Source organism: Ornithinimicrobium ciconiae (genome assembly GCF_007197575.1).
GTDB classification, from domain to species: domain Bacteria; phylum Actinomycetota; class Actinomycetes; order Actinomycetales; family Dermatophilaceae; genus Ornithinicoccus; species Ornithinicoccus ciconiae.
Map to the genome: position 1 here is coordinate 3988147 of NZ_CP041616.1, position 19266 is coordinate 4007412.

Here is a 19266-nt window from a genome sequence, read left to right on the forward strand (position 1 = left end):
TCTGCGTGTCGCGCACTGCGCATTCGTCGTTGCGGCGTGTCGCGCGCTGCAGCGCAGCTTTTGCACACTCAGCCCGCCGGGGTGAAGCGGGACACATCAGCGGCGCACCTCACCGCAGCGGGCGTCGTCCTCGTCCAACAGTCCGCGTCGGCAGGCCGCCACCCCGAGCTGGAACCGCGTGTCGACACCGTGCTCGTCCATGAGGGTCGAGATGCGCCGCCGCACGGTGCGCACGCCGAGCCCAACATGACGGGCGATGGCCTCGTCCTTGAACCCGAGACCCAGCAGCTCCAGCACCCGCACGTCTGCCGCTGCGGCGCCTCCGTCATGGACAGGATCGGCTCGGCGCCAGAGCTCGGCAAACAGGGCGAGAAACATCCGCTGCATGTTGGGCGCCCGCACCAGCAGCATGTCCGGGGCGCGGACGCCTGTCTCCTCCTCGTCGGACAGCAGCACCCCGCTGTCACCGAAGACGATGAAGTCGAGCGGCACATGCTCCAGATAGCGCTGCCGCTCCCCCGCAGCAGATCGTGCCTCGGCCAGCTCCCGCCAGTGCAGGTCCGCCAACACCGACAGCGGAAAGACCGACTGCTGCTCCCGCCCGATGGCCATGACCTCAGCCCTGAGGCGTTTGACGGACTCCAGGTGACCAGGCCCCCGAGCCAGGGTCGAGGTCACCTGCAGCAAGGGGCCGTCGGAGGTGCGGACCAACCGCTCGATCACCGCTGGCACCTCGGAGGAGGGCACGCGCTCCCACGGCGAGACGGGTGGGCCCACCTGCTGGAGCCCCTGACGGAAGTCCTCCTCATAGCTCTCGAGCGCCATGCGCACGTCGAGCAGCCCCTGACGGCGCTCGGTGAGCTCGCTCTCCTCCTCGTCCAGGAGCCTGCCCAGCGTCTGCCGCGGATCGTCCGCGCTGATCAACGCGCCCTCGTTGAGGTGGATCAGCCGCAACGCCTCAAGTTCTGCCAACCGGCTGGAAGCCTTGGTCCGGGTCCAGCCCAGTTCGGCGGCATGCTCCTCGATGGTGGCCGGTGCGCGACGCAGGATATGTCGGTACAGCGCCTGGGTCTCAGAGTCGAGTTCTGCCGCTGAAGGTTGAGACTTCATGCATGGCAGGTTAAGGCCACTGGCAGGCTTATGCCAGAATTTGAGGATTCTGTGGGGCAGGATCTAACCCGTTGAGCCACACCGCACGGGGACGCGAGGCTCGACTCCACAGGGGGGATGCGGCCGGGGCCGCCGTCTTCGGACGGGGCCACCGGCCGCCTCCATGCCCGCTGTTCGGAGAAGTGACCGACGAAACCTCTACCAAATTTCGGGATGGCCCGCCAGCGAAACCACTACCAAATTTCGGGGTGGACCGGCGAAACCACTACCAAAATGGGTCAGAGGCCGAGCTCGCGGGCTGCCTCGGCTGAGGAGTCGCGCAGGAAGTCCGCGCACCGACGCTCCTCGTCGCTCTCGCCGATCCGGCCGGCGGCCTTCGCCAGGACGGCGAGCGCGCGCAGGAAACCTCGGTTGGGCTGGTGACTCCACGGGATCGGCCCCTGGCCCTTCCAGCCGGACCGCCGCAGCGAGTCCAGGCCACGGTGATAGCCGGTGCGCGCAAAGGCATAGGCCTCCAGGTCGTCGCCCTCAGAGAGTGCGTGCTCGGCCAGTTTGGCCCAGGCCAGGCTGGAGGTCGGCTGGGTCGCAGCCACCTCGCGCGGGTCGACTCCCTGCTCGAGCCGCGCCGCAGCTCCGTCCTCCGGCAGCAGTGTCTCCGGGATGCCCATCAGGTTGGCGCCCGGACCGCTCCCCAGCGTCACTTGCTGGTCCCTGCCGAGCGCAGGTTCTCACAGGCCTCGACGACGCGCGCCGTCATGCTGGCCTCCGCCTCCTTGCCCCAGGTGCGCGGGTCATACATCTTCTTGTTGCCGACCTCACCGTCGATCTTGAGCACGCCGTCATAGTTCTGCATCATGAAGCCCGCGACCGGGCGGGTGAAGGCGTACTGCGTGTCGGTGTCGACGTTCATCTTCACGACGCCGTATTCGACGGCGTCGGAGATCTCCTGCGTGCTGGAGCCCGACCCACCGTGGAAGACCAGGTCGAACGGCAGCGCCCCCTCCTCCAGGCCCAGTTCCTTGGCCGCGGCCGCCTGGGCGGCCTTGAGGATCTCCGGGCGCAGCTTGACATTGCCCGGCTTGTAGACGCCGTGCACGTTGCCGAAGGTCAGGGCGGTCAGGTAGCGCCCCTCCTCGCGAGGGCCGAGCGCCTTCATCGTGGCGATCGCGTCCTCGGGGGTGGTGTAGAGCTTGTCGTTGATCTCGTTGGCGACGCCGTCCTCTTCGCCACCGACGACGCCGATCTCGACCTCGAGGATGATGCGCGCCTGCTGGCACAGGTCGAACAACTCCCGAGCGATCTGCAGGTTCTCGTCCAGGGGCGTGGCGGAGCCGTCCCACATGTGCGACTGGAAGTAGGGCAGCCCGCCGCCCTTGACCCGCTCGAGCGAGGCCGCGATGAGCGGGCGCACGAAGCCGTCCAGCTTGTCCTTGGGGCAGTGGTCGGTGTGCAGGGCGATGTTCACGTCATACTTCTTGGCGACCTCGTGGGCGAAGGCGCTGAACGCCAGCGACCCGGTCACCATGTCCTTCACGGCCTGCCCGGAGAAGTATTCCGCGCCACCGGTCGAGACCTGGATGATGCCGTCACTGCCCGCGTCGGCGAAGCCCTTGATGGCGGCGTTGAGGGTCTGGCTCGAAGTGACGTTGATGGCCGGGTAGGCGAAGTTCTCAGCCTGAGCCCGGTCGATCATGTCGGCGTAAACCTCAGGGGTCGCGATGGGCATGGGGTCCTCCTGGGACGCTGCGGTGGGTCAACTTGTCCCCATGCTTCCACAGGCGTCGTATGCCGTGTAGCCCGGTCTGACTTGCCCCTTGCCTCGCTGTACGCCGCTCCCCTGTCTCTGCGGGTCCTGTGCTCCCCACTGTGCGTCCCAACAACTTACGGTAACGTAACCGTAGGTAAGGTCCGCCTAAGAACCCCAACGATGACAGGAGAGAGGCACACATGGTCGTGCAAGTGCAACGCCGCGGGACGGACACGTCCATGGCGCGGAGAACGGACATGCGCCCGGAAATCACGGGACACGACGCAGTCAAGGAGGTCGGCGACGCGGACCGGCTGGTCGAGCACTTCCGCGCGACCTTGGCGCACACCTTCGGTCACCGGGCCGACCTCGACGTGATCGGGCAGGAGCGGGGTCTGCCGCCGTTCGTCCTGCGTGACGTGCTCGAGGCGGAGCCGATGAGGGCATTCCTGCCGACTCGTTTCGGCGGGTTCGGTGACAGCCTGGCACCCAGCCAGGAGGTGATGGAGACCGCGGCCTACCACTCGCTCGCGCTCGGCCTGACCATGGGCATCAGCGGAGGACTCTTCGCCCAGCCCATCGCGAAGTATGCCGACACCGAGGTCGCGCGACGCATCCTGCCGCGCCTGGTCAACGGCGGGAGCCTGGGCGGCCTGATGATCACCGAGCCCGGCCACGGCACGGACGTGCTGTCGATGAGGACCGCCTGGCAGCGCGAGGATGATCACTACCGGGTCGTGGGGACCAAACACTGGGCCGGGCTGTCCGGCTGGGCCGACTACTGGCTGGTCATGGCCCGCCCCGGCAAGAAGGACGGCGACCTGGGCAACGGCATCGACCTGTTCGTCTGCGAGCAGAACGACCCGGACCAGCAGATCAAACTGGTGGAGAAGTACCCGTCCCTCGGGCTCTACGGGATCCCGTACGGCCGGAACCATGTCGACGTGCGGGTGCCCCTCTCCCACCGCCTCCAGGGCGACAGGGGCGGCCTGCGGCTGATGATGGACCTGCTGCACCGGTCGCGTTCCAGCTTCGCCGGCAACGCGGTCGGCTTCATCCACCGGATGGTCGACGAGGCCGTCGAGCACTGCACCGAGCGGGTCGTCTCGGGCCGGAGGCTGCTGGACTACGACCAGGTGCGGGCCCGCATCGCCCGGCTCCAGGGCCAGTGGGTGTGTGCCAGTGCCCTCAGCCTGTGGAGCTCGGAGAACGCCGGACTGTCGACCGACCTTTCCCGGGAGGGGCAGGCCGCCAGCTCGATCAAGACGGTGGCCTCGGACTACCTCCAGGAGTCGGCGCAGTCGCTGCTGCAGCTGGTCGGCGCCAAGGGATACGCCCTCGACCACATCGCCGGTCGGGCTGTCGTCGACTCGCGCCCGTTCCAGATCTTCGAGGGCTCCAACGACGTCCTGTATGCCCAGATGGGCGCCAAGATCGCCGACCAGGTGCGTCGGGTCGGCAGCTCCAACCTGCGCGAGCTGCTGTCCCGGGACGCGACGACGGCGGCCGGCGCCGACCTCGCCGGCACACAGCTGGAGATCGACGTCGACGAGCAGCCGGCGCAGCGTCGGCTGGTCGAGATCGGCGCGATCGCCAGCCGGGTCTTCACCCTTAGTGCAGTCCTGGACATGGGCAGCCGCGGGTTCGGCGGTGACCACATCTCGGTAGCCGTAGCCACCCTGCGCGAGGACATCGAGACGTGGACGTCACGACTGCGGGGGTCGCTCACGCCGGACATGAGCACCGACCCCATCCTGCCCGGTGCGTGGCGTCACCTCACCGGCGCCGGCACGCCGCCTGGGCGTGCCTCCTAATACGCGTTTGGTCAGACTGAAGGAGCGCCCGCATCGTGCTGCAACGCCCAGTGATACATCACGATCGCGGCGGCCGCGCCGGCATTGATCGAGCGGGTCGAGCCGTGCTGGGTGATCTCCAGGAGCGCCTCGCAGCCGGCGACCGCCTCGGCGCTGAGCCCGGGCCCTTCCTGGCCGAAGAGGAGCACGCACTGCTGCGGCAGCTGGTAGCTCTCCAGCGGCACCGCCCCCGCCACGTTGTCCAGCCCGATCACCGGGATGCCGCGACCCTCATCCTGCGCGGCAGCCCAGTCGAGCAGGTGCTGCACGTCGGGGTGGTGGTGCTCGTGCTGATAGCGGTCGGTGACCATGGCCCCGCGCCTGTTCCAGCGTCGCTTGCCGACGATGTGGAAGGCGGCAGCATTGAACGCGTTGGCGGTGCGGATCACCGAGCCGATGTTGAAGTCGTGACCCCAGTTCTCGACGGCCACGTGGAACCCGTGCCGCCGGGTGTCCAGGTCGGCCACGATGGCCTCGTGCCGCCAGTAGCGGTAGCCGTCGACGACATTGCGACGGTCCCCCTCGCGGAGCAGCTCAGGATCCAGGCGTGGGGGGAGACTGCCGTCCGACCCGGTCGGCCATGCTCCGTCCCAAGGCCCGACGCCCACCTCAGGCACACGGGTGTCTGAGTCACGTGGCGACTCAGCCATCCTTCCCAGGTCAGGCACACGGGTGTCTGAGTCACGTGGCGACTCAGACACCCCTCCCGCGTCAGACACCCCTCCCGCGTCAGGCACGCCTCTCGCGTCAGACACCGGCGCTGCGAGCCCGGTTGTTCTCCAGCACCCGACGCACCACCCACCAGACGACCAGGGCGAGAACCACGACGATGACGATCTTCTGGAACGTGTCGGCATACGGCTCGACCAGGTGCCAGTTCTCCCCGAGGTAGTAGCCCGCCAGCACAAAGATCGTGTTCCAGATCGCGCTGCCGGCCAGGGTGAGCAGGCCAAAGATGTGCACCGGCATGCGCTCCACGCCGGCCGGGATCGAGATCAGGCTGCGGAAGATCGGGATCATCCGGCCGAAGAAGACGGCCTTCCTGCCATGGCGCTCGAACCACGCCTCGGTCTTGTCCAGGTCGCTCATCTTGACCAGCGGCAGCTTGTCCCAGATCGCCCGCATCCGGTCCCGCCCCAGCGCGACGCCCAGCGCATAGAGCGCAAACGCCCCGATCACCGAGCCCGCAGTGGTCCAGATCAGCGCCTCGGCGAGGGTGAACGAACCCCGGCTCGCGGTGAAGCCGGCCAACGGCAGGATCACCTCGCTGGGGATCGGCGGGAAGAGGTTCTCCGCGGCGATCGCGAGTCCGGCGCCGGGGCCCCCGAGTGTCTCCATTAGGTTGACGGCCCACCCGGCGACTCCGGTCAGCTCCTCGCCGTTCATCCATGCTCCTCGCTCGAGGGGCTCCCCCCGTCAGTGACTGTGCCGGGTCATTCTCGCAAACAAACCTCGGCAACCGGCCCTCCCGGGGCGCCTGGGCACGGTTGCGGCGCCTGCGGGAGGGAAATATCACTCCCACAGGCGTGTTTTCCGTGCCCAGGTTGGTGGGCGGCGATGCGGACCGTGTCCCAGCGTGGGATGAGCCGGACCACCGTCAGGACCACCCGTCAGCGTTGGAGTTGGTTCCCTGAAGCCTAAACTCGATCTGGACGGCTCCGCTGGAGTCACAGGGTTCGGAGAGGGCGGATGGTCATGTCAGCAGGGATGGAACGCACGTGGCTCCGGCACTACGGCGAGGGTGTGGCGGCCGAGGTCGAGCTGCCCGACGGCTCCCTGGTCGACCTTCTCGAGGCAGCGGTGGCCAAATTTGGCGACAAGGTGGCGCTCGAGTTCTTTGGCGCCGAAGTGACCTACGCCGAGTTGGGACGGCAGGTTGACCGCGCGGCCGAGGGCCTGCGCCGAAACGGGGTCCGCGCGGGTGACCGCGTGGGCCTGGTGCTGCCCAACTGTCCCGAGCACATCGTCGCGTTCTATGCGGTGCTGCGGCTCGGCGCTGTGGTCGTCGAGCACAACCCGCTCTACACCGCGCCCGAGCTGGCCCACCAGTTCGACGACCACGGGGCCACCGTGGCGATCGTGTGGGACAAGGTCGCGCCACTGGTCCAGGCGCTGCCGGCGGTCGAGCACGTCATCGCCGTCAACATCACGTCCTCGATGCCCCTGTCCAAACGACTCGCGCTGCGACTGCCCGTGCGCAAGGCCCGGGCAGCGCGCGAGAGCATGACCCACCCTGCCCCCGGGACGACACCGTGGTCCGAGATGCTCAGCCACGGTTCGCTGGACGCCGCCCATCCGCACCCGGTCGCCCACGATCTGGCGGTCATCCAATACACCAGTGGGACGACCGGCGTGCCCAAGGGTGCCATGCTGACGCACCTCAACCTCGGCGCCAACGCAGCCCAGGGTCGGGCCTGGGTCCCCGGCCTCGTCGACGGTGACGAGGTGGTGTATGCCGTGCTGCCCATGTTCCATGCCTACGGACTGACGCTGTGTCTCACGTTCGCCATGAGCATCGGGGCCCGGCTCGTCCTCTTTCCGAAGTTCGACGTCGACCTGGTCCTCACGGCCGCCAGGAAGAGCCCACCCACCTTCCTGCCTGCCGTCCCACCGATCTACGACCGGCTCGCGCAAGCAGCCCGGGAGCGGTCGGTCGACCTGTCCACGATCCGTTTCGCGATCTCCGGGGCCATGCCACTCACCGCGAAGACACTGGAGCTGTGGGAGTCCACGACCGGTGGCAGCCTCGTCGAGGGCTACGGGCTAACGGAGACCTCACCGGTCGCCCTGGGCAATCCGATGGGACTGGCCCGACGTGCCGGCGCGGTCGGAGTCCCCTTCCCCAACACCGACATCCGGGTCGTGGACCCGGACCACCCGACCAAGGACCTGGGGCCCGGCGACCGTGGCGAGCTGCTCATCCGCGGCCCCCAGGTGTTCCGCGGCTACTGGGGCAAGCCCGACGACACGTCCGCGACCCTGCTCGAGGGGGACTGGCTGCGCACGGGGGACATCGTCGAGGTGGACGAGGACGGCTTCGTCTCGATCGTCGATCGGATCAAGGAGATCATCATCACCGGCGGCTTCAACGTCATGCCGTCGGAGGTCGAGGCGACGCTCAAGACCTTCCCGGGCGTGACCGACGCGGCCGTCGTCGGTCTGCCTCGCGAGGACGGCAGCGAGGAGGTCGTCGCCGCGGTCACGACTGACACCCTGCAGTTCGACACCGAGGCTGCCCGCGAGTTCGCCCGGTCCGCCCTGACGGCCTACAAGGTCCCGCGGCGGATCATCGTGGTCGAGGACCTGCCGCGCTCCCAGATCGGCAAGGTCTTGCGCCGCAAGGTCCGCGACCAGCTCCTCGCCGACTGACGATGAGTCCGTATGCCGTGGGGTCGGGTTCACCGAGCCGGCACCGCGCGGCGGTGTCCGCTCGGCCCGTCCGCGGTTACGGGGCCGCCACACGCTCCGGCGTGCGTGGGGTGCCCACTGCAACCTCGGCCGCCGTCTGCCAGTGGCTGATCGAGGACTGCAAGACCGCGTGGGCCAGCGCCCCGAAGATCACCGCATAGAGGGCACCGGAGGCATAGCCGGCCCACTGCGAGAAGTGGCCCGACCCAGCGCGGCCCCAGACCTCCGCGCCAGACGGCGACGCCCAGCACGATGAAGCCGAGCACGGTGCCGAGCAGGCCAGCTGCCATGAACGGGATGCCGATGCCCTCCTCGCCGCGGGCGAGCACGGCCGCGTGGGTGTCGAGGGCGGCCAGGTCCTCGGCCATCGCCAGCATCACGACGTTCACGCCGCCATAGACCGCGTGGCCGAATCCGCCCAGGACCACCAGCACGGCGCCCACCGTGGCGAGCACGGGCACCCGAGAGCGCACCAGGTGGGCGACCCCGACCAGGCCCACGGCCAGGAAGAGCTGCGAGACGGTGAAGCTCATCGAGGAGATCGTGGAGGTGGCCTGGGCTGCGGCGATGGCCTCCAGTCGCTCGCGGTGTCCACCGGAGAAGTCGGGCATCAGCAGGACGCTGACGACGATCAGTGCGGCGCCCACGACCAGGGAGATGGCGACGGCGGTGCGGGTGAGCTGGGCGGGTTTCATGGTGCCTCCAGTGACGTTGGGGACGACCCTTGTGGCCGGCCTGGATCGACGTTAGGAGTGGCGCAGGTCGCTCCGGATCGGCCTTCGGGGGCGTCCCGTCACCCCTGACGTCGCTCCTGGACGAAGCCGGTCGCGCTCGGAGGACGATGGGAGACGACTCAAGGATGATGACGAGGCGGTGCGTGAGCCCCTAGGTTGAGTCCGTGGAGCGTCAGCGCAGGCGTCAGTGGGTGGTCGACATCTGTGTCGCGGCCCTGATCGGCACCGTCGGCCTGCTCGAGATCTGGGTGCCGTTCGAGTCGGTCCAGGGCAGCGGGTCGAACGCCGTCAGCACGGTCGGCGTCGTCCTGTTTGCGGCCCTCCTCAGCCAGCGCCGGGCTCGTCCGTGGGTGGCCCTGGTCGGCGTCCTGGTCTGGCCCGTGCTGGGCACCGCGGTCGGCGCCGAGCACATGCACCTGCTCTTCTTTGGTCAGCTGGTGCCGCTGCTCGTGCTCACCTTCACGATCGGGCGACACGGCCAGGGGGCCTACCGCTGGGTGGGGCCGCGGCAGTGGCCGCCTTCATCGTCTTCGCCGACCTCTATGTGCCGCTCCTGGCCGATCCCAGCGAGCTCATCTTCCACTGGAGCAGCCTCATCCTGGTCTGGCTCACCGGGCACGGGCTGCGGGTGGCGGCCAATCGCGCGGCCACCGAGGCGGTGCGGGCGCACCTGGCCGAGGCCACCTCGAGGGAGGCCGCGCTGCGGGCGATCTCCGACGAGCGGGCCCGCATCGCCCGCGAGCTGCACGACATCGTGGCCCACTCCGTCGGGGTGATCGTCGTGCAGGCCGGCGCCGCCGAGCAGGTCGTGGAGGAGGACCCCGAGTTTGCCCGCCGCGCCCTCGCCACCATCCGCGCCACCGGCGCGGGGGCGCTGGTCGAGATGCGCCGGGTGGTGACGATGCTGCGCGATCCCGACCTCGGCCACGACCTCGCCCCGCAGCCCGGGATCGCCGCGCTGCCAGACCTCGTCACCTCCGCACGCGATGCGGGGCTGCAGGTCGACCTCGAGGTGACCGGCGAGCGACCGTCGCTGCCCGCGGGGCTGGACCTCACGGCATACAGGGTCGTCCAGGAAGCACTGACCAACGTGCGCCGCCACTCCGAGGCGACCTGTGCGCAGGTGGCGATGGCCTTCGTGCCCGGGGCGCTGAAGATCGAGGTCAGCGACGCCGGGCCGCCGCGCTCGGCCGACCACGAGGCCGGGCACGGACTGCTCGGCATGCGGGAGCGGGTGGCGCTCTTTGGCGGACAGGTCGAGACGGACACGATCGGCGGCGTGTTCACGGTGCGTGCGGTGCTGCCGCTGGAGGGGTCATGACCTCCGTCCTCGTGGTGGACGACCAAGAGCTGGTGCGGATGGGCTTCCGGCTGATCCTGGAGCGGGCCGGCTTTGACGTGCTGGGCGAGGCCGGCGACGGACTGGAGGCGGTCGAGGCGGTGCGGGAGCTGCGCCCCGACGTCGTGCTGATGGACATCCGGATGCCGCGGCTGGACGGCGTGGAGGCGACCCGGCGGATCGGTCAGCTGGTCGGGCCGGTGCCCAGGGTGCTGGTGCTCACCACGTTTGACCAGGACGAGTTTGTCTATCAGGCGGTCCGTGCCGGCGAGTGCGGCTTCCTGCTCAAGGACGTCACCCCGGACGACCTCGTGCACGCGGTCCGGGTGGTGGCGCGCGGCGAGTCGATGCTGGCTCCGGCGCTGATCTCCCGGCTGCTGGAGCAGTTCACCTCGCGGCCGCCGGCTGGTGGACCGCCCGAGGCGATGGCGGAGCTGACCGAGCGCGAGGTCGAGGTGGCGCGGCTCGTCGCGCGGGGCCTGTCCAATGCCGAGATCGGCGCGCGGCTCTTCCTCAGCGAGGCGACGGTCAAGACCTATGTCTCGCGCCTGCTGACCAAGCTGGGCCTGCGCGACCGGCTGCAGATCGCGGTGCTGGCCTATCAGTCCGGGTTGGTGCGCGCGGGCGAGGGCGAGTAGGACGCCGATGAGTTCAAGTCCAGGCGGGGGACCTCCACGCCCTGATCCAGGCGCTGGGCTCCGGTCCGGTCGAGGTGTTTGCCAGTAGCGGCGGTGCGGTGATGGCGCTCGCCCTCGTGGCGGCCCACCAGGACGAGGTGGTGACGCTGGTGGCGCTGTGTGGTCCTTGGTCACAAGTCGAACCGCAAGTGTCGCAGGCGCTCACGCGTGGAGACGAACGCACAATCGCACTACGGTGAGAACCAGTGCACCCACACGGCCGCGGCCTGGGTGTCGGGCCACAGCGGCGGCACCGGTCGTCGCAGGCCTCGAATGACGAGGACGGTGTGACCATGGTTTGGAAATGGGTATGGCTAGCACTCCTGCTGGTGGTGATCGCCGCAGCGGTCTGGCTGCTGCTGCGTCGACCAGGGGGTTCCGAAGGGGTTTCCGGTCAGGACACATCAGTGCTGCCAGGCAGGGACGCTGACGCGGTCCCGCCCTCGCAGGCGGGCGACTATGCCCAGGGTGGCTATCCGCAGGGTCCTGGGGCTGCCGACGGCACGGGGGCAGGGACCGCCACGGCGGCTGGGGCTGCCTACGATCAGTCGGGTGGCTACGACCAGGCCAGCGGGCAGGAGCCGGCGCCGTTTGATCAGTCGGCCGCCGCCACCGGCGAGCCGTATGCCGACCCGGCCACCGCAGACCCGGCCTACGGGCCCGCGGGAGGCGCCGAAGGCGCTTACCAGGATGCGGAGCAGGGCGCCGGCTATGCCGAGCCCGCACAGGACACCGTCTACGAGCAGGACGGCGGCTACCAGACCGGCTATGCCGAGCCCGCACAAGAGACCGTCTACGAGCAGGACGGCGGCTACCAGACCGGCTATGCCGAGCCCGCACAAGAGACCGTCTACGAGCAGGACGGCGGCTACCAGAGCACCGATGACACCTCGACCGACGCTGCGTACGGCAGCGGGGAGGTCGGTTCGGCCGAGACCGCACCGGAGGACACATCAGGGGTCGAAGCGCCCTACGAGGCCCCGGTGACGGACTACTCCCAGAGTGCCGCCTACACAGACACCGCCACGGGCGAAACGACCGAGGCAGACATGCTTGACGACGCTGGCCCGGGGACGGACACCACCTACGGGGAGGGGGCTGGATATGCCACCCCCGAGACGGACTCTGGATACGCCGCCTCCGAGACGGACACGGCATACACGCCCGAGAGTGACACCCAGGGCACCGACGATCACGGCTCGGGTCTCTCCGGTGACCAGGTAGCCGCCGGCGCTGGCGCCTGGGCAGCTCAGGACGCCACAGCTGAAACCCCGACGACTCAGCCACCTGCTGACGCGAGCTGGGATCAGGGGGAGCCGGTGCAGACCGCCGCAGACTTCGACACTCAGGCCGGCCAGGCGACCACCGACACCAGCTACGCCGCCCCCACGGACGACACCACCTACGCCGCCCCAGCGGACGACACCACCTACGCCGCTCCCGTCGCGGCAGACGAGACCGCGACCGCGGAGCCCGTCACGGCCGATGATTACGGCTACGACGAGGCCCAGGCGGGAGCAGCTGCCGGCAGCTATGGCCAGGGCCCGTTCGGCTCCGGCTCGGCTGAGCCCGCAGAGGACGGGTCCGGTCCGGTGGGATGGTCGATCAAGGGCAACGCCGGGTCGATGCTCTTCCACACGCCCGAGTCACCGTCCTACGAGGCGGCCCGGGCCGAGGTGTGGTTCGAGACCGAGGAGGCCGCCAAGGCCGCGGGCTTTGCCCACTGGGACCGCAAGCGACGCTGACCGCACCCCTCAGCCCACACGATGGCCCTGCCCCAGACTCGCTGGGGGCAGGGCCATCGTGGTGCGGTCACCTCACCCGTCAGGCCAGTCCGAGATCCTTCATCGAGTAGGCAGCCCGGTAGTCCAGACCACGCTCGCGGATCTTCTCCTCCGCCCCGCTGGACCGGTCGGCGATGACGGCCACGGCCACCACCTGGGCGCCCACCTCCTGGCAGGCCTCGACCGCGGCAAGCGGGGACCCGCCCGTGGTCGAGGTGTCCTCCACGACCAGCACGCGTCGGCCTGCGATGCTCGGGCCCTCGATCCGCTGCTGCAGACCGTGCGCCTTCTCCGCCTTGCGGACCACGAAGGCATCCAGCCGCCCCCCTCGGGCCGCCCGCGCATGGACCATGGCCGTGGCCACCGGGTCCGCGCCCATCGTCAGACCCCCCACGGCGTCCACCTCGAGATCGCTCACCAGGTCGTTCATGACCTGACCCACCAGGGGTGCCGCCTCACCATCGAGCGTGATGCGACGCAGGTCGACGTAGTAGTCCGCCTCCTTCCCCGAGCTCAGGGTGACCCTGCCGTGGACGATGGCCTTGGTGCGGATCAGGTCGAGGAGTCGGGCGCGCGAGTCAGTCACGGCATCGCAGCCTACCGGCGTCGCCGGGTCACTTAGTCTTGCCGCCATGGGAACTGCACTCGTCACGGGAGCTTCTGCTGGTCTCGGTCGCGCCTTCGCGGAGGAGCTCGCCCGGCGCGGACACGGCCTGGTGCTCGTGGCCCGCAACCGCGACCAGCTCGAGGAGCTCGCCGAGAGACTGCGGCGGGAGTATGCCGTCACGACCGAGGTCCTGGTCGCTGACCTGGCCGACCGCGCCCAGACGGAACGGGTCGCCGACCGGCTCCGGGACACCGGGCGGCCCGTCGACCTGCTGGTCAACAACGCCGGCTTCGGTCTGCGGGGAAGTTTCTCCCGCGGAGACGTCACCGAGGAGGAGCGGGCCCTGGATGTGATGGTCCGGGCCGTCCTGGTGCTCAGCCACGCCGCGGCTGGTGCGATGCGCACCCGCGGGCGCGGCGGCATACTCAATGTCTCCTCCGTGGCGTCGTTTGCGGTGATGGGCAGCTACTCGGCGATCAAGTCCTGGGTGACCGTGTTCAGCGAGGCCCTGGCGGTCGAGTTGCAGGGCACCGGTGTGCACGTCACCGCCGTCTGCCCAGGGTTCGTGCACACCGAGTTCCACGACCGCGCCCGGATGAACATGTCCGCGCTGCCCGAACAGCTCTGGCTGGAGGTCGACCAGGTGGTCACCACCGCCCTGCGCGACCTTGATGCCGGGCGTGCCGTCTCAGTCCCGTCCGCCACCTACAAGCTGGTCACCGCAGGGATCCGCGTGCTCCCCCGCTCCGCCGTGCGACGGGTCTCGGGGCTGCTCGCCCAGCGCCGCCGAACGTCACGCTAAGCACACACACCCGCCGGCTCCGGACCCACGTGCCGCTCACTAGGGTGGCCTGGTGCGCATCGCCACGTGGAACGTCAACAGCATCCGTGCCCGCCTCGACCGGGTCACGGCCTTCCTGGCGCGTCACGACATCGACGTGCTGGCGATCCAGGAGACCAAGTGCCGCGACGACCAGTTCCCGCACCTGCCGTTCGAAGCTGCCGGTTATGAGGTGGCCCACGTCGGTCTCAACCAGTGGAACGGTGTCGCCATCGTCTCTCGGGTCGGGATCTCCGAGGTGGAGGTCGGCTTTGAGGGGATGCCGGGATGGGGTGACCCGGTCAACGCCGAGGCACGGGCCATTTCGGCAGTCTGCGACGGGGTGCGGGTGGTCTCTGTCTATGTGCCCAACGGCAGGTCCCTCGAGGACCCGCACATGGCCTACAAGCTGGACTGGCTGAGCCGCCTCAGAGACCATGCCGCGACGCGGCTGGACGTGTCTCCTGATGAGCAGGTGGTCCTGATGGGTGACTGGAATGTCGCACCGCAGGATGAGGACGTGTGGTCGATGGCGTTCTACGAGAACAGGACTCACGTGTCGGAGCCAGAGCGGGCCGCGTTCAGGGCGGTGGTGGACGCCGGGTTCAGCGACGTCGTGCGCCCGCACACCCCCGGTCCTGGCGTCTACACCTACTGGGACTACACGCAGCTGCGCTTCCCCAAGGCCCAGGGCATGCGGATCGACTTTGCGCTCGGCTCCCCCGCGCTGGCCGCTCGCGTCACGGGCGCCTTCATCGACCGTGAGGAACGCAAGGGCAAGGGCGCTTCGGATCACGCACCGGTCATCATCGACCTCGCCTAATCGCCACGGGGACAGGACAGCACGTGGCCCCGCAGCCGCAACCCGCCGCGACCGATCCGGCAGCAGCACACCTGGCTGGGACGAACCTTAAAGATTTGGTCATCTTTCGACACATCTCTCGTCCACTCCCCTAGGTTGGTTTGGCGCTGCCCTGTGGGGGGCGGTGCGTCAATCCATTCGAGAGGGATATGGGGTTCTACGCAATGAAGCGTTCTGCTCACGGTGGCCGGCATCTTCTTGCCGCGGTCGCCAGCGCAGCGTTGGCGGTCTCCGGCCTGAGTGCCGTCGCTGCCACCGCACAGGAAACCGACACTGATCAACCATCCAGCGAGCCGGCACAGATCCAGGAAGCGGTGCTCACAGAACTGACCAAGAGTGGTGAAGCCACCTTCTGGGTCCACTTTGACGCACGGCCGGACATGAGCCAGTTCGCGCACATCGCGGACTGGGACGCGCGAGGCATTGCGGTCTACGACGCGTTGACCAGCACCGCCGACGCCGCACAGGCCGACGTGCGGTCCGAGCTCGACGGCCACGGCCTGAGCTATGAGACCTACTGGGCCACCAACGCCATCCTCGTCGAGGATGCCGACGCAGACGTCGTGCAGGACATCGCACGCGCACCCGGAGTCGAGGGCATCTACGGCACGTTCGCCTACGAGGCCCCCGAGACCAAGCCTGCCGAGAGCGAGCACGCCCTCAATGCGGTCGAGTGGGGCGTGCGGGACATCAACGCCGACGACGCATGGAGCCAGGGTGTCACGGGCGAGGGCATCGTCGTCGCCAACCTGGACAGTGGCGTCCAGTGGGACCACCCGGCGCTGGTCAACAGCTACCGCGGTTCCAGCGGCGGCACGGTGACCCACGACTACAACTGGTTCGACGGCACCCCCGACAAGGAGCCGGCTCCGTGGGACTGGGACGGTCACGGCACCCACACGATGGGCACCATGGTCGGCAACGACGGCGGCAGCAACCAGATCGGTGTCGCTCCCGGAGCTCAGTGGATGGCCGCTTCAACGGACCTGACCGACGCCTCGATGTTCGCGGCTGGTGAGTGGTTCCTCGCCCCGACCAAGGTCGACGGCACCGACCCGGACCCCACCATGCGTCCGCACGTCATCAACAACTCCTGGGGCTCCGAACTCCCCTCGAACGACCCGTTCATGGAGGACATCATCGAGTCCTGGCACGCAGCCGGGACCTTTAGTGTCTTCTCCAACGGGAACGAGGGCCCGGGCTGCGCGACCTCCGGGTCGCCGGGCAGCCGCATCTTGACCTACTCGGTCGGCAGCTACGACTCCTTCCACTCGATCAGCGGCTTCTCCTCGCGCGGGCCGGGTCAGGACGGCGAGGTCAAGCCCAACATCTCTGCCCCCGGTAGTGCCGTGCGCTCGTCCTTCCCCGGTGGCCAGTACGGCACCATCAGCGGCACCTCCATGGCCGCCCCGCACGTCTCGGGTGCGATCGCACTGCTGTGGTCGGAGAACTCGACCGCCGCCGGCGACGTGGCCGCGACCCGGGCACTGCTCGACGGCTCGGCCATCGACTCCGAGGACCTGCAGTGCGGAGGCACCGCAGAGAAGAACAACGTCTTCGGTGAGGGCCGTCTCGACGCCTACCAGCTGATCTTCGGCGATGAGCCCCCGGTGCCGGGTCCGGCCATCACGGTGGACCCGTCCTCGATCGAGAACAGCCAGGAGGCGGACACCACCACCGAGCACACCCTCACGGTCGGCAACACCGGCACGGAAGACCTCGAGTTCACCATTACTGAGGTCGAGGGTTCCGGTGCGCCTGTCGTGGCGCTGCCGCAGGGCGCGGACCGTTCGCACGCGTCCGCCGAGACCGACGGTGGGCCGAGCGCTCCGGCGGTCGTGGAGGCGGCTGAGCAGCTCCAGGCTGTGGCCTCGCTGACGGAGGGCTTCGACGACGTCAACACGCTGCCGGCTGATGGCTGGGCCATCAAGAACAACAGCGAGCCGGTGGGTGCAACCACGTGGTTCCAGGGCAACGCCGCCGAGGTGTTCCCCTCCCATGAGGGCGCACCAGAGGCTTATGTCGGTGCCAACTACAACAACGCTGGCGCGTCCCCGGGCAACATCAGCAACTGGCTGATGACCCCGGAGCTGGACCTGGTCAACGGGTCGGAGTTCTCGTTCTGGACTCGGACCGTCGCCAATCCGGCCGACTTTGTCGACCGGATGGAGGTCCGTCTGTCGACCAGTGGTGCTTCCACCAACGTGGGCACCGGCTACGACGGTGTGGGTGACTTCGACACCGTCCTGGCGTCGGTGAACCCCGACCTGACCGCCACCGGATACCCGGGTGAGTGGACCGAGTACACGGTGAGCATCGAGGGTCTGGACGAGGCGACCACCGGTCGGATCGGTTTCCACTACTGGGTGCCCGCGGGTGGCCCGCTGGGTAATAACTCCAACTTCATCGGCGTTGACACGGTTTCTTACGAGGCTGTTGATGCTCCGCCGCCGGTTCCGGCGTGTGAGGTTGTTGACGCGGCGTGGTTGAGTGTGGACCCGGTCGCGGGCACGGTTGCCCCGGGTGGTTCGCAGGAGGTCACGGTGGGTCTGGACTCTGCGGGTCTGGCCGAGGGTGAGTACACGGCTGCGCTGTGTGTGGAGTCCAACGACCCGGTGAACCCGGTGGTGAATGTGCCGGTGACGTTGACCGTCACTGACGATGCCCCGGTCGAGCCTGCCCTGGTGCAGCGCATCAGTGGTGAGAACCGGTATGCCACGGCGGCCGAGATCGCTGCTGAGTTCCCCGAGGGTGTGGACACCGTCTACATCGCGAACGGGACCGAGGCTGCTGATGGTGCTGACGCGTTGGCTGCTGGTGCTGCTGGTGCCAAGGGCGCGTTGGAGTTCATCCCCGATGTCACTCCCGAGGGTGACCCGGCCCCGATCCTGCTGGTGAAGAACAACCAGATCCCGCAGGCCACGGCCGGCGCCCTGGCTGCGCTGGACCCGGCTGAGATCATCATCATCGGTGGCACCGGCTCGGTCTCGACCGGGGTTGAGGAGACCCTGGGTGAGTCCGCGGACGTGCGCCGTATCGCGGGTGCTGACCGGTACGAGACCGCGGCGTTGATCGCGGCCGAGTACGGGTCGGTGGAGACGGTCTACGTCGCCACCGGTCAGGGAGACATGGACTCCGGTCTGGCCCTGGCCGACGCGTTGACCGCGGCCTCGCTCGCGGGCTCGGAAGGTTCCCCGGTGGTGCTGACCCGTTCGGGTAGCCTGCCCGCGGCGACCGCCGAGGTCATCACCGAGCTCGGTGTGGCCAACATCGTGGTCATTGGTGGCACCGGCGCGGTCAGTGATGACGTGCTGGCCCAGCTCAACGAGCTGGCACCGACCGAGCGGGTCGCTGGCGCGAACCGTTACGAGACGGCAGTGGCGTTGACGGCTGGTTACGGCGCTGACGCGGACATGCTGTACATCGCCTCGGGGACCAACTTCCCCGACGCGCTGTCCGGCTCGTCCCTGACCGGGTCCCAGAGCGCACCACTGCTGCTGACCCGCCAGGACCACCTGCCCGCAGCGATCTCTGAGGAGATCCTGCGCCTGAGCCCGCAGGGCATCACGATCTTCGGTGGCACCGTCGCGGTGAACACCGACGTCGAGGCCGACCTGCAGGCACTGCTCGACACCACCTCCACCGACTAACGAGGCGGTAAACCCCCACACGAACGGCCCCCACCGGAACCACCGGTGGGGGCCGCTTCGCGTCCAGACTCCCGTCGACCGTTACTGCCCAGCAGCGGCCTTGGCAGCGGCCTTCTTCTCCTTCTTGTAGGCACGCACCCGCGCCAGGCTCTCTGCGTCGACCACATCGGCGATCGACATGTGCACACCCTCCGAGCCGTAATCACCTGCAGCCTCCCGCCAGCCGGGGGTGGACAGACCCCGCTGCTTGCCCAGCAGCGCCAGGAAGATGCGGGCCTTTTGATCCCCGAAACCCGGCAGCGCCTTGAGCCGCGTAAGGATCGTCGCACCATCAGGATGGCCGATCGCCCAGATCGACCCGGTGTCACCGCCGTAGTCACGCACGATGGCGGTGGCGAGGTCGTGCACACGCTGCCCCATCGACTTCGGGAACCTATGGACCGCCGGTGGTGTGGCGCACACGGCGATGAACTCGTCCGGATCCATGGCTGCGATCTGCTCCGCGTCACACGCGCCCAGCCGTTCCTCGATCTTGCGTGGCCCCGCAAAGGCCACCTCCATGGGGATCTGCTGGTCAAGCAGCATGCCCGTCAGGAGAGCGAAGGGATTTTCGGACAGCAGTCGGTCCGCCTCGGGTTCACCGACCAGGTGCAGTTCACGGATCATGGCTCCGAT

At 68.7% G+C, this 19266-nt stretch carries 17 protein-coding genes; 8 read left to right on the top strand and 9 right to left on the bottom strand.

All coding sequences use genetic code 11. The features are described from left to right. Window positions 1-96: 96 nt before the first annotated feature. From FNH13_RS18425 to fbaA, 3 genes are all read right to left on the bottom strand, one after another. A complete protein-coding gene (locus FNH13_RS18425) occupies window positions 97-1110 on the bottom strand; it encodes a helix-turn-helix domain-containing protein (protein ID WP_143784785.1) in 1014 nt (337 codons plus the stop codon). A gap of 278 nt (window positions 1111-1388) precedes the next feature. Continuing rightward, on the bottom strand, window positions 1389-1778 hold the full coding sequence (locus tag FNH13_RS18430) for a DUF3151 domain-containing protein (RefSeq protein WP_143785235.1): 390 nt from the start codon (window positions 1776-1778) through the stop codon (window positions 1389-1391). Window positions 1779-1807: 29 nt separating this feature from the next. Continuing rightward, the gene (gene fbaA / locus FNH13_RS18435) at window positions 1808-2836 is read right to left on the bottom strand and encodes a class II fructose-bisphosphate aldolase (protein ID WP_143784786.1); all 1029 of its coding nucleotides are present in this window, start codon (window positions 2834-2836) and stop codon (window positions 1808-1810) included. Between the two features lie 278 nt (window positions 2837-3114). Here fbaA and FNH13_RS18440 point away from each other — a divergent pair, with 278 nt between their 5' ends. Further along, on the top strand, window positions 3115-4671 hold the full coding sequence (locus FNH13_RS18440; protein ID WP_165700179.1) for an acyl-CoA dehydrogenase family protein: 1557 nt from the start codon (window positions 3115-3117) through the stop codon (window positions 4669-4671). A gap of 11 nt (window positions 4672-4682) precedes the next feature. On the opposite strand, the gene FNH13_RS18445 is transcribed toward FNH13_RS18440, so the two are convergent. Both FNH13_RS18445 and FNH13_RS18450 read right to left on the bottom strand, forming a co-directional pair. Then, the gene (locus tag FNH13_RS18445) at window positions 4683-5360 is read right to left on the bottom strand and encodes a TrmH family RNA methyltransferase (protein ID WP_143784788.1); all 678 of its coding nucleotides are present in this window, start codon (window positions 5358-5360) and stop codon (window positions 4683-4685) included. Between the two features lie 97 nt (window positions 5361-5457). Next, the gene (locus FNH13_RS18450) at window positions 5458-6096 is read right to left on the bottom strand and encodes a DedA family protein (protein ID WP_143784789.1); all 639 of its coding nucleotides are present in this window, start codon (window positions 6094-6096) and stop codon (window positions 5458-5460) included. Window positions 6097-6405: 309 nt separating this feature from the next. On the opposite strand from FNH13_RS18450, the gene FNH13_RS18455 reads away from it, so the two are divergent. Further along, window positions 6406-8079, top strand: a complete 1674-nt coding sequence (locus FNH13_RS18455) for a long-chain-fatty-acid--CoA ligase (protein ID WP_143785236.1) — start codon at window positions 6406-6408, stop codon at window positions 8077-8079. Window positions 8080-8108: 29 nt separating this feature from the next. Here FNH13_RS18455 and FNH13_RS18460 read toward each other — a convergent pair whose 3' ends face one another. Beyond that, on the bottom strand, window positions 8109-8813 hold the full coding sequence (locus tag FNH13_RS18460; protein ID WP_143784790.1) for a hypothetical protein: 705 nt from the start codon (window positions 8811-8813) through the stop codon (window positions 8109-8111). A 158-nt stretch (window positions 8814-8971) separates the two neighbouring features. Continuing rightward, window positions 8972-9328 (bottom strand): hypothetical protein, encoded by a 357-nt coding sequence (locus FNH13_RS19165; protein WP_165700181.1) that lies wholly within the window; start codon window positions 9326-9328, stop codon window positions 8972-8974. A gap of 35 nt (window positions 9329-9363) precedes the next feature. On the opposite strand from FNH13_RS19165, the gene FNH13_RS18465 reads away from it, so the two are divergent. The 3 genes from FNH13_RS18465 (at window position 9364) to FNH13_RS18480 (ending at window position 12613) form a co-directional block, all read left to right on the top strand. Further along, entirely contained in the window at window positions 9364-10173 is an 810-nt protein-coding gene (locus FNH13_RS18465; protein ID WP_165700182.1) for a sensor histidine kinase, read from the top strand. After that, complete coding sequence (locus tag FNH13_RS18470) at window positions 10170-10829, top strand: response regulator (RefSeq protein WP_143784792.1); 660 nt, start codon at window positions 10170-10172, stop codon at window positions 10827-10829. Before FNH13_RS18465 ends, FNH13_RS18470 begins: the two co-directional genes overlap by 4 nt. Window positions 10830-11161: 332 nt before the next feature. Beyond that, a complete protein-coding gene (locus FNH13_RS18480) occupies window positions 11162-12613 on the top strand; it encodes a sunset domain-containing protein (RefSeq protein WP_143784793.1) in 1452 nt (483 codons plus the stop codon). 79 nt (window positions 12614-12692) lie between these two features. On the opposite strand, the gene pyrE is transcribed toward FNH13_RS18480, so the two are convergent. Further along, complete coding sequence (pyrE, locus tag FNH13_RS18485) at window positions 12693-13238, bottom strand: orotate phosphoribosyltransferase (RefSeq protein WP_143784794.1); 546 nt, start codon at window positions 13236-13238, stop codon at window positions 12693-12695. Window positions 13239-13284: 46 nt separating this feature from the next. Between pyrE and FNH13_RS18490 the strand changes: the two genes are divergently transcribed. The 3 genes from FNH13_RS18490 to FNH13_RS18500 all read left to right on the top strand — a co-directional run bounded on the left by FNH13_RS18490 (window position 13285) and on the right by FNH13_RS18500 (window position 18591). After that, complete coding sequence (locus tag FNH13_RS18490) at window positions 13285-14061, top strand: SDR family NAD(P)-dependent oxidoreductase (RefSeq protein WP_143784795.1); 777 nt, start codon at window positions 13285-13287, stop codon at window positions 14059-14061. Window positions 14062-14113: 52 nt separating this feature from the next. Continuing rightward, on the top strand, window positions 14114-14902 hold the full coding sequence (locus FNH13_RS18495; RefSeq protein WP_143784796.1) for an exodeoxyribonuclease III: 789 nt from the start codon (window positions 14114-14116) through the stop codon (window positions 14900-14902). Between the two features lie 203 nt (window positions 14903-15105). After that, window positions 15106-18591, top strand: coding sequence for a cell wall-binding repeat-containing protein (locus tag FNH13_RS18500; RefSeq protein WP_165700183.1), 3486 nt, complete (start codon window positions 15106-15108; stop codon window positions 18589-18591). Between the two features lie 81 nt (window positions 18592-18672). On the opposite strand, the gene FNH13_RS18505 is transcribed toward FNH13_RS18500, so the two are convergent. Continuing rightward, a complete protein-coding gene (locus FNH13_RS18505; RefSeq protein WP_143784798.1) occupies window positions 18673-19257 on the bottom strand; it encodes an HhH-GPD-type base excision DNA repair protein in 585 nt (194 codons plus the stop codon). Window positions 19258-19266 lie beyond the last annotated feature (9 nt).

Coding starts and splice junctions, on each gene's coding strand:
- FNH13_RS18425 (WP_143784785.1), bottom strand. CDS start 1,110: ATGAAGTCTCAACCTTCAGCGGCAGAACTCGACTCTGAGACCCAGGCG.
- FNH13_RS18430 (WP_143785235.1), bottom strand. CDS start 1,778: ATGGGCATCCCGGAGACACTGCTGCCGGAGGACGGAGCTGCGGCGCGG.
- fbaA (WP_143784786.1), bottom strand. CDS start 2,836: ATGCCCATCGCGACCCCTGAGGTTTACGCCGACATGATCGACCGGGCT.
- FNH13_RS18440 (WP_165700179.1), top strand. CDS start 3,115: ATGCGCCCGGAAATCACGGGACACGACGCAGTCAAGGAGGTCGGCGAC.
- FNH13_RS18445 (WP_143784788.1), bottom strand. CDS start 5,360: ATGGCTGAGTCGCCACGTGACTCAGACACCCGTGTGCCTGAGGTGGGC.
- FNH13_RS18450 (WP_143784789.1), bottom strand. CDS start 6,096: ATGAACGGCGAGGAGCTGACCGGAGTCGCCGGGTGGGCCGTCAACCTA.
- FNH13_RS18455 (WP_143785236.1), top strand. CDS start 6,406: ATGTCAGCAGGGATGGAACGCACGTGGCTCCGGCACTACGGCGAGGGT.
- FNH13_RS18460 (WP_143784790.1), bottom strand. CDS start 8,813: ATGAAACCCGCCCAGCTCACCCGCACCGCCGTCGCCATCTCCCTGGTC.
- FNH13_RS18470 (WP_143784792.1), top strand. CDS start 10,170: ATGACCTCCGTCCTCGTGGTGGACGACCAAGAGCTGGTGCGGATGGGC.
- FNH13_RS18480 (WP_143784793.1), top strand. CDS start 11,162: ATGGTTTGGAAATGGGTATGGCTAGCACTCCTGCTGGTGGTGATCGCC.
- FNH13_RS18490 (WP_143784795.1), top strand. CDS start 13,285: ATGGGAACTGCACTCGTCACGGGAGCTTCTGCTGGTCTCGGTCGCGCC.
- FNH13_RS18500 (WP_165700183.1), top strand. CDS start 15,106: ATGAAGCGTTCTGCTCACGGTGGCCGGCATCTTCTTGCCGCGGTCGCC.
- FNH13_RS18505 (WP_143784798.1), bottom strand. CDS start 19,257: ATGATCCGTGAACTGCACCTGGTCGGTGAACCCGAGGCGGACCGACTG.